The organism is Saccharothrix sp. HUAS TT1 (genome assembly GCF_040744945.1).
Taxonomy (GTDB): Bacteria; Actinomycetota; Actinomycetes; order Mycobacteriales; family Pseudonocardiaceae; genus Actinosynnema.
Genome location: NZ_CP160453.1, coordinates 2682560 through 2708782 on the forward strand (window position 1 = coordinate 2682560; position 26223 = coordinate 2708782).

At 71.5% G+C, this 26223-nt stretch carries 28 protein-coding genes, 1 tRNA gene and 1 pseudogene; 17 read left to right on the forward strand and 13 right to left on the reverse strand.

From position 1 onward, the window contains the following. The first annotated feature begins 25 nt into the window (after positions 1 to 25). Complete coding sequence (locus AB0F89_RS13280) at positions 26 to 799, forward strand: enoyl-CoA hydratase-related protein (RefSeq protein ID WP_367135932.1); 774 nt, start codon at positions 26 to 28, stop codon at positions 797 to 799. 7 nt (positions 800 to 806) lie between these two features. Here the strand turns inward: AB0F89_RS13280 and AB0F89_RS13285 are convergent, their stop codons facing one another. The 3 genes from AB0F89_RS13285 to AB0F89_RS13295 all read right to left on the reverse strand — a co-directional run bounded on the left by AB0F89_RS13285 (position 807) and on the right by AB0F89_RS13295 (position 3174). Next, positions 807 to 1157 (reverse strand): DoxX family protein, encoded by a 351-nt coding sequence (locus AB0F89_RS13285; RefSeq protein WP_367135934.1) that lies wholly within the window; start codon positions 1155 to 1157, stop codon positions 807 to 809. A gap of 62 nt (positions 1158 to 1219) precedes the next feature. Further along, positions 1220 to 1756, reverse strand: coding sequence for an NUDIX domain-containing protein (locus AB0F89_RS13290; RefSeq protein ID WP_367135936.1), 537 nt, complete (start codon positions 1754 to 1756; stop codon positions 1220 to 1222). Between the two features lie 2 nt (positions 1757 to 1758). Continuing rightward, positions 1759 to 3174: an amino acid permease gene (locus AB0F89_RS13295; protein WP_367135938.1), complete on the reverse strand. Its 1416-nt coding sequence runs from the start codon at positions 3172 to 3174 to the stop codon at positions 1759 to 1761. Between the two features lie 56 nt (positions 3175 to 3230). Here AB0F89_RS13295 and nucS point away from each other — a divergent pair, with 56 nt between their 5' ends. The 3 genes from nucS to AB0F89_RS13310 all read left to right on the forward strand — a co-directional run bounded on the left by nucS (position 3231) and on the right by AB0F89_RS13310 (position 5795). Beyond that, entirely contained in the window at positions 3231 to 3890 is a 660-nt protein-coding gene (nucS, locus tag AB0F89_RS13300) for an endonuclease NucS (protein ID WP_367135940.1), read from the forward strand. A 161-nt stretch (positions 3891 to 4051) separates the two neighbouring features. After that, positions 4052 to 4113: transfer RNA gene (locus tag AB0F89_RS13305), tRNA-Ser, on the forward strand. A 104-nt stretch (positions 4114 to 4217) separates the two neighbouring features. Further along, on the forward strand, positions 4218 to 5795 hold the full coding sequence (locus AB0F89_RS13310) for a TROVE domain-containing protein (protein WP_367135942.1): 1578 nt from the start codon (positions 4218 to 4220) through the stop codon (positions 5793 to 5795). Here AB0F89_RS13310 and AB0F89_RS13315 read toward each other — a convergent pair. The 3 genes from AB0F89_RS13315 to AB0F89_RS13325 form a co-directional block, all read right to left on the reverse strand. Continuing rightward, a complete protein-coding gene (locus tag AB0F89_RS13315; RefSeq protein WP_367135944.1) occupies positions 5792 to 6154 on the reverse strand; it encodes a hypothetical protein in 363 nt (120 codons plus the stop codon). The two genes, AB0F89_RS13310 and AB0F89_RS13315, sit on opposite strands and share 4 nt — an antisense overlap. A 125-nt stretch (positions 6155 to 6279) precedes the next feature. After that, positions 6280 to 6462, reverse strand: coding sequence for a hypothetical protein (locus AB0F89_RS13320; protein WP_367135946.1), 183 nt, complete (start codon positions 6460 to 6462; stop codon positions 6280 to 6282). A gap of 352 nt (positions 6463 to 6814) precedes the next feature. Then, positions 6815 to 7564: a Crp/Fnr family transcriptional regulator gene (locus AB0F89_RS13325; protein WP_367135948.1), complete on the reverse strand. Its 750-nt coding sequence runs from the start codon at positions 7562 to 7564 to the stop codon at positions 6815 to 6817. Between the two features lie 201 nt (positions 7565 to 7765). Between AB0F89_RS13325 and AB0F89_RS13330 the strand changes: the two genes are divergently transcribed. The 5 genes and pseudogenes from AB0F89_RS13330 (at position 7766) to AB0F89_RS13350 (ending at position 13154) form a co-directional block, all read left to right on the forward strand. Beyond that, positions 7766 to 8164, forward strand: coding sequence for a hypothetical protein (locus AB0F89_RS13330; RefSeq protein ID WP_367135950.1), 399 nt, complete (start codon positions 7766 to 7768; stop codon positions 8162 to 8164). Positions 8165 to 8305: 141 nt separating this feature from the next. Beyond that, on the forward strand, positions 8306 to 9991 hold the full coding sequence (locus AB0F89_RS13335) for a sodium:solute symporter family protein (protein ID WP_367135952.1): 1686 nt from the start codon (positions 8306 to 8308) through the stop codon (positions 9989 to 9991). Between the two features lie 17 nt (positions 9992 to 10008). Continuing rightward, positions 10009 to 10230, forward strand: a pseudogene (locus tag AB0F89_RS13340) (hypothetical protein); the annotation flags it as partial. 334 nt (positions 10231 to 10564) lie between these two features. Continuing rightward, positions 10565 to 11572, forward strand: coding sequence for a hypothetical protein (locus AB0F89_RS13345; RefSeq protein WP_367135954.1), 1008 nt, complete (start codon positions 10565 to 10567; stop codon positions 11570 to 11572). Positions 11573 to 11651: 79 nt separating this feature from the next. Further along, positions 11652 to 13154, forward strand: coding sequence for an aldehyde dehydrogenase family protein (locus AB0F89_RS13350; RefSeq protein ID WP_367135956.1), 1503 nt, complete (start codon positions 11652 to 11654; stop codon positions 13152 to 13154). Positions 13155 to 13413: 259 nt separating this feature from the next. Here AB0F89_RS13350 and AB0F89_RS13355 read toward each other — a convergent pair whose 3' ends face one another. Next, positions 13414 to 14421, reverse strand: coding sequence for an ABC transporter substrate-binding protein (locus AB0F89_RS13355; RefSeq protein ID WP_367135958.1), 1008 nt, complete (start codon positions 14419 to 14421; stop codon positions 13414 to 13416). A 130-nt stretch (positions 14422 to 14551) separates the two neighbouring features. On the opposite strand from AB0F89_RS13355, the gene dhaK reads away from it, so the two are divergent. The 5 genes from dhaK (at position 14552) to AB0F89_RS13380 (ending at position 19424) form a co-directional block, all read left to right on the forward strand. Continuing rightward, on the forward strand, positions 14552 to 15547 hold the full coding sequence (gene dhaK, locus AB0F89_RS13360; protein ID WP_367135959.1) for a dihydroxyacetone kinase subunit DhaK: 996 nt from the start codon (positions 14552 to 14554) through the stop codon (positions 15545 to 15547). Then, a complete protein-coding gene (dhaL, locus tag AB0F89_RS13365) occupies positions 15547 to 16173 on the forward strand; it encodes a dihydroxyacetone kinase subunit DhaL (protein ID WP_367135962.1) in 627 nt (208 codons plus the stop codon). Before dhaK ends, dhaL begins: the two co-directional genes overlap by 1 nt. Next, entirely contained in the window at positions 16170 to 16835 is a 666-nt protein-coding gene (dhaM, locus tag AB0F89_RS13370) for a dihydroxyacetone kinase phosphoryl donor subunit DhaM (protein WP_367135964.1), read from the forward strand. Before dhaL ends, dhaM begins: the two co-directional genes overlap by 4 nt. A 124-nt stretch (positions 16836 to 16959) precedes the next feature. After that, positions 16960 to 18738, forward strand: a complete 1779-nt coding sequence (locus AB0F89_RS13375) for a 3-hydroxyacyl-CoA dehydrogenase family protein (protein WP_367135966.1) — start codon at positions 16960 to 16962, stop codon at positions 18736 to 18738. Between the two features lie 80 nt (positions 18739 to 18818). Then, entirely contained in the window at positions 18819 to 19424 is a 606-nt protein-coding gene (locus AB0F89_RS13380; protein WP_367135967.1) for a DUF3558 family protein, read from the forward strand. Positions 19425 to 19623: 199 nt separating this feature from the next. Here the strand turns inward: AB0F89_RS13380 and AB0F89_RS13385 are convergent, their stop codons facing one another. After that, the gene (locus AB0F89_RS13385; RefSeq protein WP_367135969.1) at positions 19624 to 19833 is read right to left on the reverse strand and encodes a zinc ribbon domain-containing protein; all 210 of its coding nucleotides are present in this window, start codon (positions 19831 to 19833) and stop codon (positions 19624 to 19626) included. Positions 19834 to 19838: 5 nt separating this feature from the next. After that, a complete protein-coding gene (locus tag AB0F89_RS13390) occupies positions 19839 to 20255 on the reverse strand; it encodes a hypothetical protein (protein WP_367135971.1) in 417 nt (138 codons plus the stop codon). A gap of 52 nt (positions 20256 to 20307) precedes the next feature. Between AB0F89_RS13390 and AB0F89_RS13395 the strand changes: the two genes are divergently transcribed. Together AB0F89_RS13395 and AB0F89_RS13400 are read left to right on the forward strand one after the other, a co-directional pair. Then, the gene (locus tag AB0F89_RS13395) at positions 20308 to 20601 is read left to right on the forward strand and encodes a hypothetical protein (RefSeq protein WP_367135973.1); all 294 of its coding nucleotides are present in this window, start codon (positions 20308 to 20310) and stop codon (positions 20599 to 20601) included. 127 nt (positions 20602 to 20728) lie between these two features. After that, the gene (locus tag AB0F89_RS13400) at positions 20729 to 21496 is read left to right on the forward strand and encodes an alpha/beta hydrolase (protein ID WP_367135975.1); all 768 of its coding nucleotides are present in this window, start codon (positions 20729 to 20731) and stop codon (positions 21494 to 21496) included. On the opposite strand, the gene AB0F89_RS13405 is transcribed toward AB0F89_RS13400, so the two are convergent. Next, positions 21472 to 21999, reverse strand: coding sequence for a GNAT family N-acetyltransferase (locus tag AB0F89_RS13405; protein ID WP_367135977.1), 528 nt, complete (start codon positions 21997 to 21999; stop codon positions 21472 to 21474). The two genes, AB0F89_RS13400 and AB0F89_RS13405, sit on opposite strands and share 25 nt — an antisense overlap. 38 nt (positions 22000 to 22037) lie before the next feature. Here AB0F89_RS13405 and AB0F89_RS13410 point away from each other — a divergent pair, with 38 nt between their 5' ends. Further along, positions 22038 to 22748: an alpha/beta fold hydrolase gene (locus tag AB0F89_RS13410; protein ID WP_367135979.1), complete on the forward strand. Its 711-nt coding sequence runs from the start codon at positions 22038 to 22040 to the stop codon at positions 22746 to 22748. A gap of 137 nt (positions 22749 to 22885) precedes the next feature. Here AB0F89_RS13410 and AB0F89_RS13415 read toward each other — a convergent pair whose 3' ends face one another. From AB0F89_RS13415 to mce, 3 genes are all read right to left on the reverse strand, one after another. Then, on the reverse strand, positions 22886 to 24064 hold the full coding sequence (locus AB0F89_RS13415) for a chromosome segregation protein (RefSeq protein WP_367135981.1): 1179 nt from the start codon (positions 24062 to 24064) through the stop codon (positions 22886 to 22888). Positions 24065 to 24134: 70 nt separating this feature from the next. Then, positions 24135 to 25448: a crotonyl-CoA carboxylase/reductase gene (gene ccrA / locus AB0F89_RS13420; protein ID WP_367135983.1), complete on the reverse strand. Its 1314-nt coding sequence runs from the start codon at positions 25446 to 25448 to the stop codon at positions 24135 to 24137. Between the two features lie 224 nt (positions 25449 to 25672). Continuing rightward, entirely contained in the window at positions 25673 to 26113 is a 441-nt protein-coding gene (gene mce, locus AB0F89_RS13425; RefSeq protein WP_367135985.1) for a methylmalonyl-CoA epimerase, read from the reverse strand. Between the last annotated feature and the right edge of the window lie 110 nt (positions 26114 to 26223).

Genomic DNA, 26223 nt, shown 5'->3' on the forward strand with positions numbered 1-26223 from the left:
TTGCACGGCCGGTTACGGTCGCGACATGGCCGAATACCAGCACATCCGCGTCGACCGGGCGGATGACGTAGTGCGGATCACCATGGACCGCGCCGCACGGCGCAACTCGCTGTCCGCCGAGCACCTGGCTGAGCTGCTGACGGCGTTCCGCGAGGTGGCCGCGACGGACGCGGTGGGCGTCGTGCTGGCGGGCGAGGGGCCGGTGTTCTCCGCCGGGCACGACTTCGCCGACGTCGCCGCCCGCGACCTGGAGGGCGTGCGCGACCTGCTGACCCTGTGCACGGACCTGATGCGGACCATCGAGTCGGTGCCGCAGGTGGTGATCGCCAGGGTGCACGGCCTGGCCACGGCGGCGGGCTGCCAGCTGGTGGCCTCGTGCGACCTGGCCGTGGCGGCCGAGGAGGCCGCGTTCGCCCTGCCCGGCGGCAAGGGCGGCTGGTTCTGCCACACCCCGGCGGTGCCGGTGGCCCGCTCGATCGGCCGCAAGCGCTTGCTGGAGATGGCGCTCACCGGTGACCCGGTCGACGCGCGCACCGCCGAGCAGTGGGGCCTGGTGAACCGGGTCGTGCCGGCGGACCGGCTGGACGACGCGGTGGACGACCTGATGCGCCGGGCCACCCGCGGCAGCCGGGCGAGCAAGGCGCTGGGCAAGCAGACGATCTACGCCCAGCTCGACCGGCCGGAGGCCGACGCCTACGCCATCGCGGTGGAGGTGATGGCGGCGGCGTCGCAGACCGAGGCGGCCAAGGAGGGCATGTCCTCGTTCCTGGAGAAGCGCCCGGCCGCCTGGACCGACTAGCGGGCGGCTAGCGAGCGACCGTGAGCGCCAGGGAGGCGGCGGCGAGGGCGAGGAACGCGCCGGGCGCCCCGATGGTGCGCCACACCCGGGCCCGCACGTGGGCGGCGACCGCGCCGGTGAAGAACGCCACCAGCCCGGCCGCCGCCGCGACCCCGACGGCGTGCGCGCCGAGCAGGCCGAGGAGCAGGCCGACCGCGCCCGCCCCCTTCACCGCGCCCAGGACCGGCAGCCACGACGGCGGCACGCCGACCGCCGCCGAGTTGGCCAGGACGAACCCCGCCCGCGCCAGGTCGGCGACGGCGATGCCGGCGTTGAGCAGGGCGGTGAGGGCGATGACGACGACGTGCGCGGTGGACACGGGACCTCCGGACGTGGGTGAGCGGACTGCTCACCCGACGTCCGGGCGGCGTGGGAGGTGACCTACGGCTGCGCGTTCTCGTGCAGCAGGAGGAGCGTGTAGGCGGCGATCGACTGGGCGTCGGTGACGTCGCCGCGGGCGATCATCGCCTCGAACTCCGCCCGCGGGAACCACGCCGAGCGCATGTCCTGCTCCTCGTGCTCCCGCTCGTGGAAGCCCTCCCGCAGCTCGGTGGCCAGGAACACCCGGCCGCGCTGGCTGGACATGCCCGGCGCGACGTCGAGCAGGCCCAGCTGCACCAGCCTGCCCGCCCGCAGCCCGGTCTCCTCCCGCAGCTCGCGCTCGGCCAGCGCCAGCGGGTCGACGTGCGCCCGCTCCGGCGCGGTGCCCTGCGGGAACTCCCAGCGCCGCAGGCCGAGCGGGTAGCGGAACTGCTCGACCAGCCGCAGCCGCTCGCCGTCCAGGGGGATCACCAGCGCGAAGTCGGGCTTGTCCACCACGCCGTAGATGCCGGTGGTCCCGTCCGCCCGCGCGATGGCGTCCTCCCGGACCACCATCCACGGGTTCGCGTACACCTCACGTGATCCGAGGGTTTCCACGATCAGTCTTCTCCCTGTGCCGTTGTCCCCGGGCCGGATCGCGACCGGGCCAGTTCCGACCGCCGCCGCCCGTAGCCGAAGTACACCACCAGACCCGCGGCCGACCAGATGCCGAAGGCCGCCCACGTGGCGGGCGCCAGGCCCGTCACCAGCAGCGCGCACATGCCCAGGCCCAGCAGCGGCACCACCGGCGACCACGGCGTGCGGAACCCGCGCGGCAGGTCCGGCCGGGTCCGCCGCAGCACCAGCACGCCGACGTTGACCAGGCTGAACGCCACCAGCGTCCCGATGCTCGTCGCCTCGGCCAGCTGACCGAGCGGCACCAGTGCCGCCAGTGCCGCGACGACCACGCCGACCAGCACCGTGTTCACCGTCGGCACCCGCCGCCCGCCGACCCGCGCGAACACCTTGGGCACCAGGCCGTCCCGGGCCATCGCGACCAGCACCCGCGTCTGTCCGTACAGGACGGTCAGCACCACCGACGCGATCGCGACCACCGCGCCCGCCGACAGCACGGTCGCGGGCCAACCGGAACCCGTGACCTGCTGGACGACCGCGGCCAGCGACGCGTCGGAGCCCGCGAGCGCGTCCACGCCCACCGCGCCGACGGCGGTGAACGCCACCAGCACGTACACCACCGTGACGACGGCCAGCGAGATCACGATGGCGCGCGGCAGGTCCCGCTGCGGGTCGCGGGCCTCCTCGCCCGCCGTCGAGGCGGCGTCGAACCCGATGAACGAGAAGAACACCAGCGACGCCGCGCCCGTGACGCCCGCGACCCCGGCCGGCGCGAACGGCGCCAGGTTGCCGCTGCGGAACCCGAACACCGCCACCACCACGAAGAACGCCAGCACCGCCACCTTCAGCAGCGTGGTCACCGTCGTCACCACCGCGCTCTCCCGCACCCCGCCGAGCAGCACGGCCGTCGCCAGCAGCACGACCACCGCCGCGGGCAGGTTCACCACCTCGCCGGACAGCGCCGCGGGCAGCTGGAAGCCGACCGTGGCGTCGAGGAACGCGTTGAGGTAGCCGCTCCACCCCACCGCGACCGCCGCCACCGACACGCCGTACTCCAGCAGCAGGCACCACCCGCACACCCACGCGACCAGCTCGCCCAACGTGGCGTAGGTGTAGGAGTAGGCCGACCCGGACACCGGCACCGCACCCGCCAATTCGGCGTAAGACAGCGCCGAGAACAAGGCCGCCAGCGCCGCCACGGCGAACGACACGGTGACCGCGGGCCCGGCCACCGGCGCCGCCTGGCCGAGCACGACGAAGATGCCCGTGCCCAGCGTCGCGCCCACCGAAAGGGAGACCAGCGGCAACAGCCCGAGGCTGCGGCGCAGCGTCGTCCGCGCGCTCTCGTCGGTCATCAGGTCGACGGGCTTGGTGCGCAGGAGCTGCCGCAGTGGTGACACGTCGGCCGACGGTACCTGCCGGTGGCCGGACCCCCGCACCCCGTAGCCTGTCGGCCGTGCGCCTCGTCATCGCTCGCTGCCAGGTCGACTACGTCGGACGCCTCACCGCCCATCTGCCGATGGCCCAGAGGCTGCTGCTGATCAAGGCGGACGGCTCCGTGTCGATCCACTCCGACGACCGCGCGTACAAGCCGCTGAACTGGATGAGCCCGCCGTGCTGGCTGATCGAGGACCCGGACCTGTGGGTGGTGCAGAACAAGGCGGGCGAGAAGCTGATCATCACGCTGGCCGAGGTGCTGCACGACTCCAAGCACGAGCTCGGCCCCGAGCCCGGCCTGGTCAAGGACGGCGTCGAGGCGGACCTGCAGAAGCTGCTGGCCGAGCACGTCACCACCCTCGGCGACGGCTGGACCCTGGTCCGCCGTGAGTTCCCGACCCCGATCGGCCCGGTCGACCTGATGTGCCGCGACGCCAAGGGCGCCTCGGTGGCGGTCGAGATCAAGCGCCGGGGCGAGATCGACGGCGTCGAACAGCTGACCCGCTACCTCGAACTGCTCAACCGCGACCCGCTGCTGGCCCCGGTCCGCGGCGTCTTCGCCGCCCAGCAGATCAAGCCGCAGGCCCGCACCCTGGCCGAGGACCGCGGCATCCGCTGCGTCGTCCTGGACTACGACGCGCTGCGCGGCATCGAATCCGACGAGTTCCGCCTGTTCTGACGGTTCCCGGTCGCTCCCTAATTCGGTTGAGATCCGGGCCGCGCCGAATACTCTGACGCGTGCACTCCCGGTGCGAAGTCCGGCGGCTACTTCTTCAGGTGAATCCATGCCGCAGGACGAACCGGATCTCGGGAGCACACGACTCCACACGTGCCCGGTGCGCGGGCGAGGGCTACTTCCGCTGATAACGGGGTGGTCGCGGGTTCGAATCCCGTCGCCGGTCCGACCGGTGTAGCTCAGTGGCCGAGAGCGCCTTTGTGCCTTCGCCGAATCGATCTCGGGCACGTGTGGGGTCGTCGTCGCTCCCCTCGAAGTCGAGGGGCGGAAATGAGCAAGTTCAACTTCGGCCGCCTGCGCGCGGCCGTGTCCAGCCCGGTCGTGTCCGAGGCGGTGGCGAGCGGGCGCACCCACGAGGGCGGTCCGGGGTACGCGCGGGAGCTGAAGTCGGAGCTCTTCCTGCTGGCGGTGGCCAACATGGTGGGGGAGCGGACGTTCTACGAGGGCGCCGACGAGCGGGACGACCGCTACGCCGCGCTGGTGCGCGCCACCACCACCGCCGACCCCGAGTGGACGGCGCGGTTCCTGGCGTGGCTGCGCGGTGAGGCGAACCTGCGGTCGGCGGCGATCGCCGGCGCGGCGCACTTCGTCAAGGCGCGCCTCGACGCCGGCGCGCGGGGGATGTCCCGGCAGGTCGTCGACTCGGTGCTCCAGCGGCCCGACGAGCCGGGCGAGTTCCTGGCCCACTGGACCACGCGGTACGGCCGCGCGCTGCCGAAGCCCGTCAAGCGCGGTGTCGCGGACGCGGTGCGGCGGCTCTACGACGAGCGCGCGCTGGTGAAGTGGGACTCGGAGGCGCGCGGCTTCCGGTTCGGCGACGTGCTGAACCTGACCCACCCGTCGCCGCGCGCCGACTGGCAGGCCGACCTGTTCACCCACGCCCTCGACCGCAGGCACGGCGGTGGCGACGCCGAGGTGCCCGGCTCGCTGGGCGTGCTGCGCGCACGAGCGGAACTGCTGGCGTGGCCGGTGGAGCGGCGGCGCGCGCTGTTCGAGGAGGACAGCGACACCGTCACCACGACCCTGCGCCGCGCGGGCATGACGTGGGAGTCCGTGGCCGGCTGGCTGCAGGGCCCGATGACCGCGCGGGTGTGGGAGGCCCTGATCCCGTCGATGGGGTACATGGCCGTCCTGCGCAACCTCCGCAACTTCGACCAGGCCGGTGTCCGGGACGAGGTGGCGGCGGCGGTCGCGGCGCGGTTGGCCGACCCCGAGCAGGTGGCGCGGTCGCGGCAGCTGCCGATGAGGTTCCTGTCCGCGTACCGCGCGGCGCCGTCGTTGCGGTGGGCGTGGGCGTTGGAGCGGGCCATCGCGCTGTCGCTCGGCAACGTGCCCGAGCTGCCGGGGCGCACGCTGGTGCTGGTCGACACGTCGTACTCGATGAACGCGCCGTTCTCGGAGGACGGCACGCTCAAGCGGTGGGACGCGGCGGCGGTGTTCGGGATCGCGCTCGGGCTGCGGTGCGAGCGGGCGGACGTGGTGTCGTTCTCCGACGGCACGCGGCCGTTCGCGCTGCGCGGGGGCGAGTCGCTGCTGAAGGCGGTGGACCGCTGGAAGTCCGACGGCTACTTCCTGGGCAGCGGCACGGCCACGGCGCGGGCGGTGCGGTCGCACCTCGGGCGGCACGACCGGGTCGTGATCGTCACCGACGAGCAGGCCGACCAGGGCGACGTGCACCGCGAGGTCCCCGCCCGGGTGCCGCTGTACACGTGGAACCTGGCCGGGTACCGCCACGGCCACGCGCCGAGCGGCAGCCGTCACCGGCACGCGTTCGGCGGCCTGACCGACCACGCCTTCACCATGATCCCGCTGCTGGAGGGCGGTCGGAACGCCGGCTGGCCGTTCTAGGCGGCCAGGGGCCGGGCCTCGTCGGGCCGGCCCCTGGCCGGATCGCGCCGCAGGGCGAGCGCCACGTCTGCGAGGTCCTTCTGGCGCCTCAAGCGGCGCTTCCACGCCAGGGTGTCCTCGACGTTGACGAAGCTCAGGCCGGAGATGAGCTCGGTCCGCCCGAACAGGTCCTCCTGGGCGAACCAGTGGGGGAACCACCTGTCCAGGACTTCTATCGCGCCACCGAACAGGTGCACCGCCCGGCACCCCTGGTACGGGGCGGCCTCGACGGCGCCCAGCCGGCGGGCGGTGGCCCAGGCCGATCCCCAGGCCACGACGTCGAGATCGGCGATGCGCTCCTTGAGCCCGTGTGCCCACAACGGGGCGCTCCCCGCTATCACGAACTGGTGCGGGGGGAGCCCGAGGCTGAGCAGGCTCGCGAACACCGGACTCCGCACCGCGGACTCGACCGCCGTGACCGGGGATCGGCGCCGGTTCACTTAAGTCACTGACCGAAGGCGCTGATCACGGCCGCGCTCGCGGTCGCGAACGTCGCCGGGGCCATGATGACGATACCGACCCGAGCAGGTGCCGCCTCGGCCACCCGAGCGATGGCGAACCAGGCCGGTCCTGCCAGGACCGACACGATCAGGACGATTGCTGCGATGGTGATGAGTCGCTGGTCCATCCGCACTCCCTGCGTCAGCTTTGCCGAGCCTGCTCGACCAGGGGTCCCGGGCCTTGGGCGGCCTTGGTAAGGGGCCGGCCCGGGTTGATCGAGTGTCGATCAGCGTAGCCACTCCACGAGGGCGTGCCTAGACCGAAGAAGAAAGTTCTTCGCAAGAAGTAATACTTTTACAAGGTACTACTCCAACTGGGGTGCTAGGGCTGACCCGAGCGAACTCGTACTGTTACAAGGTTTGCGGCCGTGGTGCGGGTCTAACCTCGTGACGCGATGTCATCAGCTCTTGCCGAGCCTGGTTCATCGTCAGGCGGCCTGTGGCTTGGTAACCCACGGGCCGCCTTCTCCCACCTGCGGGTCATGCGCTGTCGGGATCGGCGATCTCCGCCAGGATCCCGTCGTCGGCGATGTGGATCCGCCGGTACCCGGTGCGGATCGCACCCCTGTCGCGCAGGTCTCGCAACGCCTTGTGGATGGCCGGTTCGGATGCCCCGATCAACGCGGCCAGGTCCGACTGCGACAGGGGCGCGATGATCTCCGTGCCGACGGGGGCCGCCACGCCGTAGGACCGGCCGAGTTCGCGCAGGATCTGCGCCAGCCTGCTCACCACCGGGTAACCGCCGCTGATGGACCGCGCGTTGGTCGCGGATCGGAGCTTCTGCGACATCGCGCGCAGCAGTTCGAGGCTCGCGGTGGCGTTCTCCTCCAGGAATCGCAGGAACGCCTCACCGGTGAGCGCCAGCGCCCGAGTGGGCAGCGCGGCCACCACGCTCGCGCTCCTGGGCGCGCGGTCGATGGGGGCGAGCTCGCCGACGATGTCGCCCGCCACCCGGATGGCGAGCAGGGTCGTGTAACCCGTCGAGGTGGTGATGGTGACCTTGGCCATGCCCTCCACCAGGACGAACACCGTGGTCGTCTCCTCCCCCTCCCGGATGAGGGGGTGCCCGGGGTGGAACAGGACTTCGTGCCCTGTCGCGAACAGCCGTGACCGCGCGCTCGCGGGGAGCCGACCGAGGAACGTGTCGCTCGACCAGCCCGCCGCGTCCCGCCCGGGGAACGCGCGCGAGGCGTCGGCGCCGGGTCCGCCCTCGGTGCCGTGGGTGCTCAAGGTGTCTTCCGCCGGGGTTCGAGGAGCATCGTCGAAGTCAGGGTAGTGGCCGTGGACCCGGGTGTGGCGCCCCGAACTGCCCCGAACTGCCCCGCACCGCGGATCGGTGATGCCTATGTCCGGTAAGCCGTTCGGGTGCGTGGCAGGCCGGATTCCGCGATATACGCTGACGACCCCCGTCAACGGGCCTGGAGGCGTGCGGTGCGAAGACGAAGATCCGGTCCACTTGTCCTGCTGCTGCTCTCCCTGGTGCTGACGGGCTGCGCGCCGCCGCCGTCGATCACCCCGCCCTCCCTCCCGGCGCTCAGCTCCACCGCGGTGGCCGTGGCCTCCGCGCACCTCGCGGCTCAGCCGCTCGCCGGTTCGGCCGGTGGCGAGGTCCGGCTCAGCGGTGAGGGGTACCCGGCACACGGTCGGGTGGTGTTCACCTTCCACGGCCTCCAGGTCGGCGACACCACCGCGGACGCCGCGGGCCGGTTCAGCGCGGTCCCGGTGCACGTGCCCGACTCGTTCGGCGACACCGCGCCTGGCACGCAGTTCACCATCGGCGCCACCTCCGGACCGGTCTACGGCGAGACGCCGTTCGTCCTCACCGGCTGACGCCCGCCCCCGCTCACCTGAGGTTTAGCCCCGGGTAGTTCAAACCGGCGGAGCGCGCCGGGGTGCACTACCGTCGGCCTGATCGGCTGTGCGGTAGTGCGCGATGGTGTTCGGGGTTGTTCGATCGGAGGTGGGGCGGAAGTGCCCGTACTGGCGCAGGTGGACCTCAGGCTGGACGCCGGTCCGCTCGACTACACCCTGCTGGCGATCTACTTCGTGTTCGTCCTCGGCATCGGCTTCCTGGCCCGCAGATCCGTCTCGTCCAGCCTCGACTTCCTGCTCTCCGGCCGCTCGCTGCCCGCGTGGGTGACGGGCCTGGCGTTCATCTCCGCCAACCTCGGCGCGATCGAACTGCTCGGCATGGCGGCCAACGGCGCCCAGTACGGCATGGCGACCGTGCACTACTACTGGATCGGCGCGATCCCGGCCATGGTGTTCCTCGGCCTGGTGATGATGCCGTTCTACTACGGCTCGAAGGTGCGCAGCGTCCCCGAGTTCCTGCGCCGCCGCTTCGGCAAGGGCGCCCACCTGGTCAACGCGATCAGCTTCGCCGTGGCCCAGGTGCTGATCGCGGGCGTCAACCTGTACGCGCTGGCGTTCCTGCTCAACCTCATGCTCGGCTGGCCGATCCCGCTCTCGGTGGTCGCCGCCGCGCTGATCGTGCTGGCCTACACCACGCTCGGCGGCCTGTCCGCGGCCATCTACAACGAGGTGCTGCAGTTCTTCGTGATCGTCGCCGCGCTGCTGCCGCTGACCATCGTCGGCCTGCACAAGGTCGGCGGCTGGCAGGGCCTGGTGGACAAGGTCACGGCCGGCCCCGGCGGCGCCGAGGACCTGTCCGCGTGGCCCGCGACCAACCTGACCGGCATCGAGAACCCGGTGCTCAGCGTCATCGGCATCGTCTTCGGCCTGGGTTTCGTGCTCTCGTTCGGCTACTGGACGACGAACTTCGCCGAGGTGCAGCGCGCGCTGTCGGCCAAGAGCATGTCCGCGGCCCGGCGCACGCCGATCATCGGCGCGTACCCGAAGATGCTGATCCCGTTCGTGGTCATCATCCCGGGCATCATCGCCGCCCTCGTCGTGCCGGAGATGGCGGCGCTGAAGGCCGGTGACGACAGCAGCGGCGCGGTGCCCAACAACGCGCTGCCCGCGCTGATCGGCGAGCTGCTGCCCAACGGCATGCTCGGCATCGCGATCACCGGTCTGCTGGCGTCGTTCATGGCCGGTGTGGCGGCGAACGTGTCCTCGTTCAACACGGTCTTCACGTACGACCTGTGGCAGGACTACGTGAAGAAGGACCGGCCGGACGAGTACTACCTGCGGGTCGGCAGGCTGGCCACGATCGGCGGCACGCTGGTCGCCATCGGCACCGCGTTCCTCGCCGCCGGCTACGGCAACATCATGGACTACATCCAGGCGCTGTTCTCGTTCTTCAACGCGCCGCTGTTCGCCACGTTCATCCTGGCCATGTTCTGGAAGCGGATGTCGGCGGCGGCGGGCTGGTCCGGCCTGGTCGCGGGCACGCTCGCGGCGGTGGCGGTGTTCGTGCTCGCCGAGACCGGCGTGCTGGACCTGCCCGGCCAGGGCGCGAGCTTCATCGGCGCGGGCGCGGCGTTCGCGGTGGACATCGTGGTCAGCGTGGTGGTGACCACGTTCACCCGGCCGGTGCCGGAGGAGCGGCTGGTCGGGCTGGTCTACAGCCTGACGCCCAAGGAGGACCGCAGGCACTCCACCACCGGTGACGACGCCGGCTGGTACCGGTCGCCCTTGCTGCTGGGCATCGGCGTGCTGCTGCTGACCGCCGTGCTCAACATCATCTTCGGCTGAGGGAGGGGGAAGTCGTCATGGCGCACAAGGCCGGTCTTTTCGACCTGCGACTCGTGATCGCGGTGCTGTTCGGCATCTACGGCGTGGTGCTGCTGGTGGTCGGTCTCGGCTTCACCGACGACGCCGACCTGGCCAAGGCGGACGGGCTCAACATCAACCTGTGGAGCGGGGTCGGGATGCTCGCGCTGTCGGCGGTGTTCGGGGCCTGGGCGACGCTGCGGCCGGTGATCGTGCCCGAACCCGATGGGTCGGGCACGTCGGGCGCGGAGGCGGGAGCCGGTCCGGGTTCCGGTTCCGGTCCCGGCTCCGACGGGTCGGGTTCGGGTGGGGCGAGCGCTCAGCGCCGGGGGTAGACCGGGTTGAACGCCTCGACCGTCCAGGTGTCGAGCCAGCGGACGGCGCGTCGGACGCGGTGGCGCATTCGGTGTCCTCTCGTCGGGGTCACCCGGTACAGCGCGTCGATCTTCTGAATCGTTCCCGAACAATCGGTGAGGCCGGGCACACAGGGGTTGGTGCGGGATGACGCGCGGGTTCGTGCCACGAATGGCGCAGTCGGTCGCTACCGTGCACCTCGTGTCCCGCCTCGTCGCCGTGTTGAGCTCGATCCTGCTGCTGGCCGGCTGCGCCGGGGCGGATCTGGCCAAGCAGAACTTCCCGCGCACCACCATCCCGGCCGACGCCGAGAACGTCGCCGACCCGACCGGCACCTCCGGCGCCAACCGGAGCACGCCGCCGCCCGCCGACGGGCAGCCGGTCGACCCGGCGTTCGCGGCGGACAAGCTGCGGCTGCTCGACCCGTGCGAGCTGCTGGACGAGGAGCTGCTGAAGAAGCTCGGCACGCCCGGCACCCAGTCGCGCAGCGGGTTCAGCCGGTGCTCGAACTTCATGAAGGACCAGGGCGGCAAGGACCTCGCGGTCACCGTCGAGATCGGCCAGACCATGACCACCGAGCTGAAGAACGCGGACAAGCAGCTCGCCGGCCTGCGCAGCTACGAGCAGGTGCTGGAGGGCAGCGCGTGCTTCGTCTCGGTGATCACCCAGGAGGAGCCGGGGCTGGGCATCACCGTGCAGATCGGCTACGAGGACGCCGACGCGTGCGCGCCCGGCCGCGAGGTCGCGGCGTCGGTGGTCGGGCTGATCAAGGCGGGCACGGGGGCCCGGACGGCCGCCAAGGGCTCGCTGCTCACGCTCGACCCGTGCGCGGTCGTGGACCGGGCGGCGGTCGAGGCGGGTGCGGGCGCCGGTTACCGAGTGTTCCCGTACGGGCTGCACAACTGCGCGTGGGTCGGCGACAAGAAGGAGCTGTCGCTGGCGTTCCGCGAGGCGTTCATCCCCGACGACCGGGAGTTCGACGAGGGTCAGACGGAGGTCGACCTGGGCGGCGGCGTCACGGGGTACCAGGTCGTCTCGGACACGGCTTTCCCGTCGTGCGAGGTCAAGTGGGTGCAGCTGGCCGGCAGCGACAACGACGGCGAGGTCGTCGACGTCAAGTCGGCCGGGCCGAAGTCGTCCGAGTTCGACCGGTGCGCGGTGGCCGTGACGTTCGCCAAGACGGTGGTCGCCAAGATCCCCAAGGGCTGAACGGGGGCTGACATCACCCCCTGTTACCCGTTACTGTCCGGTAACACCCCCGCGTTCGTGCTTGTGCTTGGAGGGCCCGATGACGCAGACAGCTCCCACCACTCCTGCGCGGGCCGACGAGGAGCAGCGCTTCGCGTCGCTGGACCCGCGCACGGGTGAGGTCATCGCGCACCACCCCGTGGCGTCGGAGGAGGACGTCCGGGAGGCCGTGCGGGTGGCGCGCGGCGCGGCGGCGTTCTGGGCGGAGCTCGGCTTCGACGGCAGGCGCGCCCGGCTGGACGCGTGGCGCAAGGTGCTGGTGAAGCGGCTGGACGAGTTCCAGGCGCTGATCAGCTCGGAGACCGGCAAGTCGGCCGACGACGCGCGGACCGAGCTGGCGCTGGTGATCGACCACCTGCACTGGGCCGCCAAGCACGCGTCGAAGGTGCTGGGCAAGCGCAAGGTGTCGCCGGGGATGTTGATGTACAACCACGCGGCGTCGCTGGAGTACCGGCCGCTGGGCGTGGTCGGGGTGATCGGGCCGTGGAACTACCCGGCGTTCACCCCGATGGGGTCGATCGCGTACGCGCTGGCGGCGGGCAACGCGGTGGTGTTCAAGCCGTCCGAGTTCACGCCCGGTGTGGGCGGGTTCCTGGCCGCGACGCTGGGTGAGGTGGTCCCCGAGTTCCCGGTGCTGCAGGTGGTGACCGGGTTCGGCGAGACCGGCGCCGCGCTGTGCACGTCCGGGGTGGACAAGCTGGCGTTCACCGGGTCGACGGCGACGGGCAAGAAGGTGATGGCGGCGTGCGCCACGTCGTTGACGCCGGTGCTGGTGGAGTGCGGCGGCAAGGACCCGCTGATCGTGGCCGAGGACGCGGACGTCCGCGCGGCGGCGGAGGGCGCGGTCTGGGGCGGGATCTTCAACTCCGGGCAGACGTGCGCCGGGGTCGAGCGGATCTACGTGGCCGAAGCGGTGTACGACGAGTTCGTCGGCCTGGTGGTGGAGAAGGCGAAGAAGCTGCGGCCCGGTGGCGAGGCGGACGCCCACTTCGGGCCGATCACCATGCCGAAGCAGGTCGACGTCATCCAGTCGCACGTGGCCGACGCGCTGGAGCGCGGCGGGCGGGCGGTGGTGGGCGGGCTGGAGTCCATCCGGCCGCCCTACGTGGAGCCGGTGGTGCTGGTGGACGTGCCGGACGAGTCGACGGCGGTCACGGAGGAGACGTTCGGGCCGACGCTGGTGGTGACGCGGGTCGCGGACGCCGACGAGGCGGTTCGGCGGGCGAACGCGTCGGCCTACGGGTTGGGCGCGTCGGTGTTCTCGCGCAACAGGGGTGAGGAGCTGGCGGACCGGTTGCGGTGCGGGATGGTGTCGGTGAACGCGGTGCTGGCGTACGCGTCGGTGCCCGCGTTGCCGTTCGGCGGGGTGGGGGATTCGGGGTTCGGGCGGATTCACGGGGAGGACGGGCTGCGGGAGTTCGCCTACGCGCACTCGGTGACCCGGAAGCGGTTCGGGGCGCTGCTGAACCCGATGACGTACGACCGGGGCTCGCGCACCATCCGCCACGTGCTGCGCCTCGTCCGCCTCCTCTACGGCCGCTGACCCCCGCGCGTCCTACGTTCCAGCCGCGCGAGTCGAACACTCGGGTCGCGCGAGTCGAACGTTCAGGACCCCTGAGTTCTACGTTCAGGGCGCGAGAGTCCTGCGTTGGGAACGCGAGAGTCCTACGTTCGGGAGTCCTGAGTTCAACGTTCAGGGCGGTGGTGCTGTCCGGCTCGATTTGACATGGGGCCCTTACGGGCACCCCAGGCTGGACGAACCCATGTCAAATCGAGCCTCGGTGGGTCGGTGCGGTCGGTTGTTAGCTGGTCAGGGTTTGTTCCAGATCGGTCAGGACCTCCTCGGCGGCCAGGACGCCGAGGCCGAGGAACCAGGTCTCGTCGCTGACCGGTTTGGCGTGGTTGGTCTTGACGGCGTCGAGGGTTTGCCAGAGGGGGCCGGCCAGGACTTGTTCCTGGGCGGTCTTGGTCTGGTCGCCGTAGGCGCCGATCAGGATCCAGTCGGCGTCGGCCTGGGAGATTTGTTCGGTGCTGACCTCGACGGCCAGGTCGTCGGCCTGGCTGGCCGGGGGTTGGGGGATGCCGGCGTCGATGAGGACGGTGCCGATGAACGACTTCTTGGCGTAGAGCCTGGTCTTGCCCGGCATGAAGCGGAGCATGGTGACGGTGGGGCGCTTCCCGGCCTTCTGCTCGATGTTCTCGCCGACCTGCTTGGCGTGGGTTTCGTAGTCGGAGATCAGTTCTTCCGCTTCGGTGGACTTGTCCAGGGCGGCGGCGTTGAGGCGGAAGTTCTCCTTCCACGTGTAGCCCGGGCGGACGGCGAAGACGGTCGGGGCGATTTCCGAGAGCTTGGGGTACTGCTGCTCGGCGCGCAGTTGGGAGCCGATGATCAGGTCCGGTTGGAGCTTGGCGATCGTCTCCAGGTTGAGGCTGGTGATGCCGCCGACGTTCTCCGGGGCGCCCGCCCGGTCGCCGACGTAGGTCGGCATGGTCGGCGCGCCGTCGGGGTAGGCGACGCCGACCGGCTCGATGCCGAGCGCGACGACGTTGTCCAGCTCGCCGCCGTCGAGGACGACGACGCGTTCCGGGCGCTCCTCGATGACGGTCTCGCCCATGGCGTGCCTGATCGTGCGGGGGAACTGGCCCGGTTGGGCGTCGGTGCCGAAGGCGGAACTCTTCTCGCCTGCCTGGCCGAACTCCGAGCCGCCCTGGGCGACCGCGGGTTTGTCGGCGGGTGTGCCGGTCTGGCCGCACGCGGTGAGGATGAGGGCTGCCGCTGCTAGCAGGGCTGCGGTCCTGGTGTACGACACTCCGGTGTTCCTCCACTACTCCAGGTCACTGACCTGCTGTTCTTAGGCTGTCCTCACCGTAGCTCCCGCTTTCCGGGGCGCGGCGGGTGGAGTAGTAATGGGGTGATCAGCGTCGATCGGGAGGTCACCCGTGAAGAAGATCATCAACGATCCGGCGACCGTGGTGGTCGACGCGTTGCGCGGGATGGCGCTCGCGCACGGCGACCTGCTGGACGTGCGCTTCGACCCGGCGGTGATCGTTCGGGCGGATGCGCCGGTGCCGCGGAAGGTCGCCCTGATCTCCGGTGGCGGGTCGGGGCACGAGCCGTTGCACGGGGGGTTCGTCGGTCGGGGGATGTTGGACGCGGCCTGTCCCGGTGCGGTGTTCACCTCGCCGACGCCTGATCAGGTGGCGGCGGCGGTGGAGCGCACGGATGGTGGCGCGGGGGCGTTGTTGGTGGTGAAGAACTACACCGGTGACGTGCTGAACTTCGAGACGGCGGCCGAGTTGGTCGACGGCGTCGACGTGCGGACGGTCGTCATCGACGACGACGTGGCGGTGAAGGACTCGCTGTACACGGCGGGGCGGCGGGGTGTCGGTGGCACCGTCCTGCTGGAGAAGATCGTTGGTGCGGCGGCGGAACGCGGGGTCGACCTCGACGGGTGCGAGGCGTTGGCGCGGAAGGTCGTCGCACGGGTGCGGTCGATGGGGTTGGCGTTGACGGCCTGCACGGTGCCGCACGCGGGGGAGCCGTCGTTCACGTTGGCGGACGACGAGATGGAGCTGGGCATCGGCATCCACGGGGAGCCCGGTCGGCGGCGGGTGCCGGTGGGGTCGGCCGACGAGATGGTGGCGGCGTTGCTGGAACCGGTGTTGGAGGACCTGCCGTTCGGCGAGGGCGACCGGGTGCTGCTGTTCACGAACTCGATGGGCGGGACGCCGTTGATCGAGCTGTACTTGGCGCACGGCATCGCGGAGCGGTTGTTGGCGGAACGGGGGATCGTGGTGGAGCGACGGCTGGTCGGGCCCTACGTCACGAGCCTGGAGATGCAGGGGATGAGCTTGACCCTGTTGAAGCTGGACGACGAGATGGTCGAGCTGTGGGACGCGCCCGTGCACACCCCGGCGCTGCGGTGGGGCGTCTGATGGGGTGCACGGCGGAGTCGTTGGCGGGTGCGATCCGGGCGGCGGCCGGTGTCGTCGTGGAGCACCGGGACGAGCTGATCCGGCTGGACCGGGAGATCGGGGACGGCGACCACGGCGAGAACATGGCGCGGGGGTTCAACGCGGTCGTGGCGAAGCTGGAGGAGGTGCCGTCGTCGCCCGGTGGGGTGTTGAGGCTGGTCGCGACGACGTTGATCTCCACGGTGGGTGGTGCGGCGGGTCCGCTGTTCGGGACGGCGTTCCTGCGTGCGGCGACGTCCGTGGGTGACGTGGCGTCGCTGGACGGTACGGCGGTGGCGGCGGCGTTGCGGGCGGCGTTGGAGGGTGTGGTCGCGCGGGGGAAGGCGGAGGTGGGGGACAAGACGATGGTGGACGCCCTGACGCCCGCGGTGGCGGCGGCGGAGTCCGTCGCGGCGACGGGTGGTGGGGTGGCCGAGGTGCTGGAGGCGGCGGCCGGTGCGGCCGAGTTGGGGGCCGACTCCACCGTGCCGCTGGTGGCGCGGAAGGGGCGTGCGTCCTACCTCGGCGAGCGCAGTGCCGGGCACCTCGATCCTGGCTCGCGGTCGACGGCGTTGCTGTTGCGGACGTTCGCGGGGGTCGCGCGGTGATCGGGCTCGTGGTGGTGTCGCACAGCCGGCAGTTGGCGGCGGGTGTGGCGGAGTTGGCCGGGCAGATGGCGCCCTCGGTGGCGATCGTGCCATCCGGTGGTGACGGGTCCGGTGGGTTGGGCACGGACTACCTGGCGGTCGGCGAGGCCATCGCGGCGGCTGATTCCGGGAGTGGTGTGGTCGTGCTGTTCGACCTGGGCAGCGCGAAGATGGTGGCCGACATGGCCGCCGAGGAGGCGTCGTCGTCGGTGGTGGTCGTGGACGCGCCGCTGGTCGAGGGTGCGGTGGCGGCGGCGGTCCGGGCGCAGGGCGGGGCCGGGTTGGCGGAGGTGGCCGCCGCGGCGGCGGGTGCGGCGTCGAACTGGGCAGGCGGTGCCGGGCCGGGAGTGGTGGGGGACGCGGTCCGGGCCGAGGTGGAGTTGACCAACCCGGTCGGCCTGCACGCGCGGCCGGCGGCGTTGGTAGTGCGGGCGTTGGACCCGTTGGACGCGTCGGTGGTGGTGCGGTTCGGGGAGTCCGAAGCGGACGGCAAGAGCGTGCTGGCGTTGATGGGGTTGGGCGCGCCGGGTGGTGCGCGGGTGGAGGTCGTGGCGACCGGCGCCGACGCCGCGGAGGCCGTGCGGAGGGTTCAGGAGCTGGCCGCGCGGCAGTTCGGCGAGTGAAGCGCTGGACCGATTACTTGCTCGATACCGATGGTGAAGCTCACGCATACGAGGCGTCACGACCGTGGGATAGTCGCGATCAAGTTACCGTTCGGTAGCCACTCCGGTGAGTGGGAGGTCAGCAGTGATGCGCCAGTTCAACACGGTCGGCGTCGTCGGTCTCGGCACGATGGGCGCCGGTATCGCCGAAGTCCTCGCCCGGAGCGGCATCACTGTGGTGGCGGTGGACGTGGACGAGGCCGGCCTGGCCCGCGGTCGCGGTCACCTGGACCACTCGACGGACCGCGCGGTGGCGGGCGGGAAGCTGTCGGCGCGGGAGCGGGACGAGACGTTGGGCCGCATCTCGTACGCGACCTCGCTGGACGCGCTGGCCGGGGCGGACCTGGTCATCGAGGCGGTGCCGGAGCGGATCGAGCTGAAGGCGGCCGTGTTCGCCGAGCTGGACCGGATCTGCGGGCCGGAGGTCGTCTTCGCGTCCAACACGTCGTCGCTGTCGATCACCGAGATCGGTGTCCACACGGGACGGCCGGGGAAGGTCGTCGGCCTGCACTTCTTCAACCCCGCGCCGGTGCTGAAGCTGGTCGAGGTGATCCGCACGGTCGTCACCGAGCCGGACGTGGTGACCGACGTGGTCGCGTTCGCCGAAGGGCTGGGCAAGTCGCCGGTCGTCATCGGCGACCGGGCCGGGTTCATCGCGAACGCGCTGCTGTTCGGCTACCTCAACCACGCCGTGCGGATGTACGAGACCCGTTACGCGACAAGGGAAGACCTCGACGCGGCCATGCGCCACGGCTGCGGCTACCCCATGGGTCCGCTGGCGCTGCTCGACCTGATCGGGCTGGACACCGCCTACGAGATCCTGGACACGATGTACCACCAGTCGCGCAACCGCCTGCACGCCCCGGCGCCGCTGCTCAAGCAGATGATCACGGCCGGGCTGCTGGGCCGCAAGAGCGGGCGCGGCTTCTACACCTACGACGGCCCGGACTCGCCGGTCGTGGTGCCGGACGTGCACACGCCGGTCACGTCGTCCGACGACGCGCCCGCGCGGGAGGTCCAGCGGGTCGGCGTGATCGGCACCGGGACCATGGCCACCGGCATCGTGGAGGTGTTCGCCAAGCGCGGGTACGACGTGGTGCTGCGGGCGCGGTCGGCGGAGAAGGCCGACGGCGCGGTGGGCAGGGTGCGCAAGTCGCTGGACAAGGCCGTGTCGCGGGGCAGGCTGTCGGCGGAGGACCGGGACGCGGCGCTCGGTCGCGTCACGCCCGCCGTGGACTTCTCGGACCTGGCCGACTGCGACCTCGTGGTCGAGGCGGTCGCCGAGGAGCTGTCGATCAAGAAGGCCGTGTTCGAGGCGTTGGACGGGGTGTGCAAGCCCGGCGCGGTGCTGGCCACGACGACGTCGTCGCTGCCGGTGATCGAGTGCGCGGCGGCGACGTCCCGGCCCGGTGACGTCGTGGGCCTGCACTTCTTCAACCCGGCCCAGGTGATGAAGCTGGTCGAGGTGGTGGAGACCATCTCGACGTCGGCGGACGTCGTGGCCACCGCCCGGCAGGTGTGCCTGGACCTCGGCAAGGCGCCGGTGCACTGCGGCGACCGGGCGGGGTTCATCGTCAACGCGCTGCTGTTCCCGTACCTGAACGACGCGGTGAAGATGTTGGAGGCGCACTACGCGTCGTCCGAGGACATCGACAACGCGATGAAGGTCGGCTGCTCGTTGCCGATGGGGCCGTTCGAGCTGCTGGACGTGGTGGGGCTGGACGTGTCGCTGGCCATCGAGCGGACGCTGTACCTGGAGTTCCGCGAGGCCGGCTTCGCCCCCGCGCCGCTGCTGGAGCACCTGGTGACGGCTGGTCGCTTGGGGCGGAAGACCGGCAAGGGCTTTCGCGACTACGCCGCCTGAGGGGTTCGGTGCGAGGTCGACCGGGGTCGGTTGCGCGGGCTGATGCACCGGCGGGATTCGGCGTTTGGCATCGTGGTGGCATGCGGCGTGTGGTGATCTCGCTCCTGGTGGCGGCGTTCGGTCTGACGAGCGCTTGCGCGTACACGGTCAACGGCACCCCGGTCGCCGAGCAGCTGCTCGACGTCGACCCGCCGTTCACCTCGTCCAGGCCGACGCCGACGGGGTCGGCCGACCCGTCCGCCGACCCCACCGACGAGCCGACCGACGAGCCGACCGGGAACGTCGGGGACATCTGCTCGCTGATCGGGTGGAAGGACCTGCCGTACGACGTGCCGGACAAGGGCGCGAAGCCGACCGACACCGGGTACGACGAGACGTTCGACCAGTCGTGCAAGTGGCAGACGTCGGTCGGGTCGCTGGACGTCGGCGTCACCCTGCGGTTCCGGGAGGGGCGGGCGATCACGTTGGAGCAGAGCAACGGCCAGTTCGACCTCGGTGACCGGAAGGTGACGTACTTCGACCGGACCACGGACACGTCGGTGCAGCCGTCGTGCGTGCTGGTGATGGACTACGCCGGTGGTGGGATCGGGATCATCGTGATCGACGGCTCGGCTCGGTACGGCGCGATCTGCGACCAGGGCAAGAAGGTGGCCGAGGTGCTGCTGGAGAAGGAGCCCGCCGGCTGATCGGCCGGGGAGGCGGAGCCGAGGTCGGTGGTTGGCGGTCGTTTGGTCGGCGGTCGGCCGCGTTCAGCTGACCGCGTTGGCCGTCCGCGTTCGGTCGGCGGCGCGTTGGCCAGCCGCGTTCGGCCGGTGGCGCGTTTGGCCGGCCGCGCCGCGTTGGCGGCTCGGCGGCCGGCTCCGTCGCGTTGGTGACTCGGTCGGGTCAGCCGCAGCACCCGCCGCCGCAGCAGCCACCGCCACCGCCGCCACCGGCGGGCGCGTTGGCCTTGCCGCTGAGGCCGGCCATGGAAAGCAGCTTCACGGTGTCGTCGTGGCCGTTCGGGCACGGCGCGGGGGCGGAGGCGTCGTTCATCGACCGCTTCACGTCGAAGGTCGACCCGCACGCCTTGCAACGGAACTCGTAGGTGGGCACGTCGCTCATTGTTCCCGGCGAGGTGGGGCGAGCACCAGCAAGGGCACCCCAGCGGCTGACACGACGGCCAGCAGCGTCATCAGCGGCAGGTTGTGGACCCAGCCCAGGCCCGCGGCGGCCAGGTGGGTGCCGGTGAACGTCACCACCCAGGTCCGCGACCTCGGTCGCAGCCACACCGGGGCCAACGCCGAGAGCGCTGTGACCAGCATCAACACCGTCGTACCGAGCAGCACGCCCTGGCGCAGCCCGCGCGGCTGACCGACCGGCACGTCGGTCTGCGCGTACACCGGTCGTGCCGCGTCATCACGCAGGACGTTTGTCGGTGACGCCTCGAACAGCAGCCCCCGCACGGCCGGGAGCAGCGTCACAGCCACCTCGGCCACCAGGAGCACGGTTAATATGACCCGTTGCCATTTGCTCACCCAGTGGACCGTAGGCGATCACGGACGGCAAGCCCGGATACCCTCGTTTCTCATGCCCCGCCGTAACCGCCCGCAACACCCGCCCGAGCCGTCACCCGTCGGTGGGCACGGCTGGGCGCGGGCCGAGAGCGGCCCGGACGGCGAGTGGCTGGTGCGCAGCGTGTCCGGCACGGCGACCACCAAGACCTACCGCTGCCCTGGTTGCGACCACGAGATCCGCCCCGGCACCCCGCACGTCGTGGCGTGGCCCGCCGCCGACTACGGCTCGGTCGAAGACCGCCGCCACTGGCACCAGGGCTGCTGGAACTCCCGCGGCCGCCGAGGCCCCACCGCCCGCCGTTGGTGACGCTCTGTGCTGGCTGAGCCCGCCCGCGCTGGGTGGCCGAGGCCGCCGAGCGCCGTCAACTGGCCGCCGAGCGCGGCCGGCCGACGAGCGCGGCGGCGGCGTTGTCGGCGGGTGGCACGATGAGGTCGTGACGCTCGTGCGTGGCGAAGTCCCGATCAAGGCCAACACCGTGCTCCCGGCACGCCGGGAAGCGGTGACGTTGCGGACCGAGGACGGGTTGGCGCTGGTCGGCGAGCTGGCCCTCCCCGCCGACCGGCAACCGCGGGCCACGGTGGTCCTGCTGCACCCGTTGCCCACGCACGGCGGGATGATGGACTCCCACCTCTACCGCAAGGCGGCGTGGCGGCTGCCCGCGTTGGCGGACCTCGCGGTGTTGCGGTTCAACACGCGGGGCACCGCCAGCGAGGCCGGGTGCAGTGAGGGCGCGTTCGACCACGCCGTGGGCGAGCGGCTGGACGTGGCCGCCGCCCTGGCGTTCGTCGCCGAGCGCGGGTTGCCCTCGGTGTGGCTCGTCGGCTGGTCGTTCGGCACGGACCTCGCGCTGATGCACGGGTGCGACCCGGTGGTCGAGGGCGCCGTGTTGATCTCACCTCCCCTTCGGTGGAGCAAGGCCGAGCACCTGCGGACGTGGGCGACCGCGGGCAAGCCGGTGGTGTGCCTCGTGCCCGAGTTCGACACGTACCTGCCACCGGCCGAAGCCAGACGGCGGTTCGGCGCGGGCATCCCGACCGCGGACGTCATCGACTTCCCCGGCGCCAAGCACCTCATGGTCGGGCACGCCGAAGAGGTGCTGGACGCGATCGTGTCCGCGGCCGTGCCCGAGGTGCCCACGCCGTTGCCGCGCACCTGGTCCGGCCCCCACGAGCAGCGTCAGGTGACCATCGTGGCCTCCTGACGCCGCCAGACCAGCACCGGACCCTCGGCGGTGGTGCTGTCGCCCACGTGCGCGAAGCCCAGCTTCTCCGCGACGCGCTGGGAGGGCGTGTTGCCGGGGTCGGCGATGATCGCCACCGGCCGGACCCGACCCGCCCAGTCGACGGCCGCGCGCGCCATCTCCCCGGCGTAGCCGCGGCCCCAGTGCCGGGTGCGGAACCGGTAGAACAGGTTGAGCGTCCGCTCACCGTCCAGCTCGTGGTGGCGCAGATCCCCGAAGCCGACGACCTCCCCGGTCCCCGGCAGCTCCACCGCCCAGTAGCCGATGCCGTCGTGCGCCCAGTGGGCCTGCCACTCGGCCGGCATCTTCACCGCCTGCTCCGCGGACGGTGGCCCGGCCGGGTTGAAGCGGTTGGTCTCCGGATCGGACAGCACGGCGATCGCCGCCCGCACATCACCAGGGCCGACGCGCCTGAGCAGCAGGCGATCGGTCCGCGGTTCGTCCGGTCCCGGGGTGGGGGTCATGGGGGCGAAGGTAGTCAGGGGGTCCGACAATTTCGGGCATGAAACCTGTGCCTCTCGTCCTGCTGCACGCCTTCCCGCTCGACTCGCGGATGTGGGACGGGGTCCGTGACCTGCTGAAACCGATCACGCCGGACCAGCGGGGCGGCGGACGTTCACCCGATCTGGTGGCTGTTGCGGATGACGTGCTGCGGTTGCTCGACCAGCGCGGGATCGAGCGGGCGGTGGTCGGCGGGTGCTCCATGGGCGGGTACGTGGCGATGGCGCTGCTGCGGCGCGACCCGTCGCGGGTGGCAGGGCTGGTGCTGGCGGACACCCGGGCCGGGGCGGACGCCGAGGAGGCGCGGGCGAACCGGTTCACGATGGCGGCCCGGGTCGAGGCGGAGGGCGTCGGCTGGGTGCCGGAGACGGTCGTGAGCGGGCTGCTCGGTCCGGCGCCGGACGCGGCGGTGGTCGAGCGGGTGCGCGAGCTGGTCCTCGCCCAGGACCCGGCGGAGGTGGCGTGGGCGCAGCGGGCGATGGCCGCTCGACCGGACTCGACGCGGGTGCTGGCGGAGGCGGACGTGCCGGCGTTGGTGCTGGTGGGGGAGCACGATGTCCTCACGCCGCCCGCGTTGGCCAGGGAGCTGGCGGGGGTGCTGCGGCGGGGCGAGTGCGTCGAGCTGCCGGGCGTCGGGCACCTGACGCCGTTGGAGGCGCCGGGCGCGTTCGCCTCGGCGGTCTTGGACTGGCGGCGGCGTGCCGGTGTTTGAGCAGGCCGGGCCGGGTCAGCGGGTCCTGAGCGTTGAACTCGGGGGTCCTGAACGTAGGACACGCGTGACGGGAACGTAGGACACGCGGGTCGGGAGCGTTCGACTCGCGGGACGTGGGTGTTCGACTCGCGCGGGGGTCAGCGCTTGGTCGGTTGGGGTTTCGGGCGCGTGATCTTTTGGGTTGGGCCGTCGGGGGCCGGTTTGGTCGAGGTGGGAGCGGGGGTGGGAGCGGCAGTGGGGGTGGTGGGAGCGGCAGTGGCGGGGGTGGGAGTGGCGGAGGGTGCGGGAGGAGTGGTGGGGGTGGGGGGTTGGGGGTGTTCCTCGTCCAGGGGGTCCAGCAGGGGGGTGACGTCGTGCAGGGCGGAGCTGACGGCGTGCAGTTGCTGGGAGAGGCGGTTGCGGAGTTGGCGGAGGGCGTCGACCTTCTGGGTGGCCTGGGCGACGCGGCGGTTGGCTTCCTCGGTGGCCTCGCGCACGCGGCGGTTCGCCTCGTCGGTCGCTTCCTGGACGCGGGCCGTCGCCTCGCTGACCGAGTCGTGCCGGCGGCGGTTGGCCTCCTCGGTCGCCTCGCGCACCAACCGCTGCGCCTCGGCGTTCGACGCGGCCTGCTCCTGGGCCAGCTGGGCGCGCACCCGGGCTGCCTCCTCGGCCGCCTCGCGCACCCGGCGCTCGGCCTCGCCCTTGGACGACGCCTCCTGCTCGGCCAGCGTCTTCATCGACTCGACCCGCCGGGCCGCCATCGCGATCTCGAAGTCCTCCTCGACCGTGGTCCGGCGCTGGAGGGATTCCTCGTCCAACCTGGCCGCCTCGGCCCGCGCCTCGCCGACCACCCGGTCGGCCTCGGCGCGCGCCTGCTCCAGCACACCCCGGTGCTCGGCCTCCATGTCGGCGCGCCGCTGGTCCAGCTCGGCGATCAACTTCTCGTACCGGGTGCGCAGCACCCCCGCGTCGGCCTCGGCCTTGGCGCGGATGTGCCCGCCCTCGGCCTCGGCCCGCGCCTTGATCTCGTTCGCCTCGTCCTGCGCGAGCCGCAGCATCCGCTGCAACCGCTCGCTCAGGCCCTCCAACGTCGTCGGCGGCAGGGACAGCCGCTCCACCTGGCCGCGCAGCTCGGCGATCTCCGACCGGGCCGCCTCCAGCTGCCGGGCCAGGTCGTTGGTCTGCGACACCGCCGCGTCGCGGTCGGCGGCGAGCAGGCGCAGGTCCGAGTCGAGGCGTTCCAGGTGGTCCTCGACCTGGGCGCGGTCGTACCCGCGCTTGACGATGTCGAAGCCGGATCCCAGGGGGACGAGGTCACGGTCGTCGGCGAGGCCCATGCCGTGCACGCTACCCGCTCCCGATGTGCGGCGGTCACCCGAGAGGCCGCACATCGGGAGTGATTTCGCTTTACACGCCCCGGAAACGGTTGATACCGGTCAGGTGCGCGGCGCGCAGCTCGTGGTCGCGCACGCCGAGCCCTTCCGACGGCGCCAGCGCGAGCACGCCGACCTTGCCCTGGTGAGCGTTGCGGTGGACGTCGTGCGCGGCCTGCCCGGTGTCCTCCAAGGAGTACACCTTGGACAGTGTCGGGTGGATCTTTCCCTTCGCGACCAACCGGTTGGCCTCCCACGCCTCGCGGTAGTTCGCGAAGTGCGAGCCGATGATCCGCTTGAGGTGCATCCACAGGTACCGGTTGTCGTACTGGTGCAGGAAACCGCTGGTGGACGCGCAGGTCACGACGGTGCCGCCGCGCTTGGCGACGTAGACCGACGCGCCGAACGTCTCCCGGCCGGGGTGCTCGAAGACGATGTCGGGGTCGTCGCCGCCGGTCAGCTCGCGGATCCTCGCGCCGAGCCGCTTCCACTCGCGCGGGTCCTGCTCGTGCTCGTCCTTCCAGAACCGGTAGCCCTCGGCGCTGCGGTCGATGATCAGCTCCGCGCCCATCCGGCGGCAGATCTCGGCCTTCTCCGGCGACGACACCACGCACACCGGGGTCGCGCCGCCGTTGAGCGCGAACTGGGTGGCGTAGGAGCCGAGGCCGCCGGACGCGCCCCAGATGAGCACGGTGTCGCCTTGCTTCATGTTCGCGCCGTTGGTCGACACGAGCTGCCGGTAGGCGGTGGAGTTCACCAGACCGGGTGACGCCGCCTCCTCCCACGTGAGGTGCGCGGGCATCGGCATCAGCTGGTTGGCCTTGACCAGCGCGATCTCGGCCAGGCCGCCGTAGTTGGTCTCGAAGCCCCAGATCCGCTGCTCGGGGTCGAGCATGGTGTCGCCGTGCCCTTCCGGGTGCTCCAGCTGCACGTCCAGGCAGTGGGCGACGACGCGGTCGCCGGGCTTCCACGCGTTCACGCCGGGACCGGTGCGCAGCACCACGCCCGCCAGGTCGGAGCCGACCACGTGGAACGGCTGGTCGTGCCGGCCGCCGTACTTCTTCAGGAACCCGAACGTCGACAGCGGCTCGAAGATCGAGGTCCACACGGTGTTGTAGTTGATGGCGCTCGCCATCACGGCCACCAGCGCCTCGCCGGGGCCGAGCTCCGGGGTGGCGACCTCGTCGACGTGCAGCGACTTGCGCGGGTCCTTGTCCTTGGTCTCCAGGCCCTCGAACATCCGGACCTCGTCGGCGTGCACCGTCACGCCCCGGTAGCTCTCCGGTACGTCCAGCGATCCGATCGCGTCCAGTTCGTCCGCGAGGATCGCGTCGAGGATCTTCTGCACGGCGTTCCCTCCCAAGGGGGCTTCGGGATGGTGGGTGTGGCGGGCTCTAGAGGTCCACGCGAGTGGCCGGAGGTTACCCATCGGTAACCGATTCAGAACGCGGGCTGTGAGCCACTGCACTGGCATTTCCCCCGATCGGTCCCCCTCGACCGAATGCGCCACTAGAGGTGCGCCGGGTGAAGCGAGTCCTTGGGCGGTGCGTGGTGGGGTGTGTCGGAACGCCCTCAGCGGGCCGCGGGCTCGACCAGCTCGACCAGCACGCCGCCCGCGTCTTTCGGGTGCACGAAGTTGACCCGGCTGTCCGACGTGCCGCGGCGCGCCTCCTCGTACAGCAGCCGCAGGCCCTTGGCCCGCAGCGCGTCGGCGGCGGCGTCCACATCGGACACCCGGTAGGCCAGCTGCTGGAGCCCCGGCCCGGACCGGCCGATGAACTTCGCGATGGTCGACTCCGGCGTGAGCGGCGCGAGCAGCTGCACGGCGGCGCCCGTGCCGTCGTCGCCCGGCGCGCGCAGCATCGCCTCGCGCACGCCCTGCTCCTCGTTCACCTCCTGGTGCGCGACCTCCAGGCCGAAGTGCTCCCGGTGGAACGCGATCGCGGCGTCGAGGTCGGGCACGGCGATGCCGACGTGGTCGATGGCGGTGACGAAGCCGGAGAGTTGTTCCATGGCCGGGAGGCTAGTGGCCGAATCGGTGCAGGTAGCCCTGTGCGACGCCTCACAGGGCTACTCCGCGGTAACCCTGGGTATCGTGGCGTGTTAACAACCGCTTACACCCG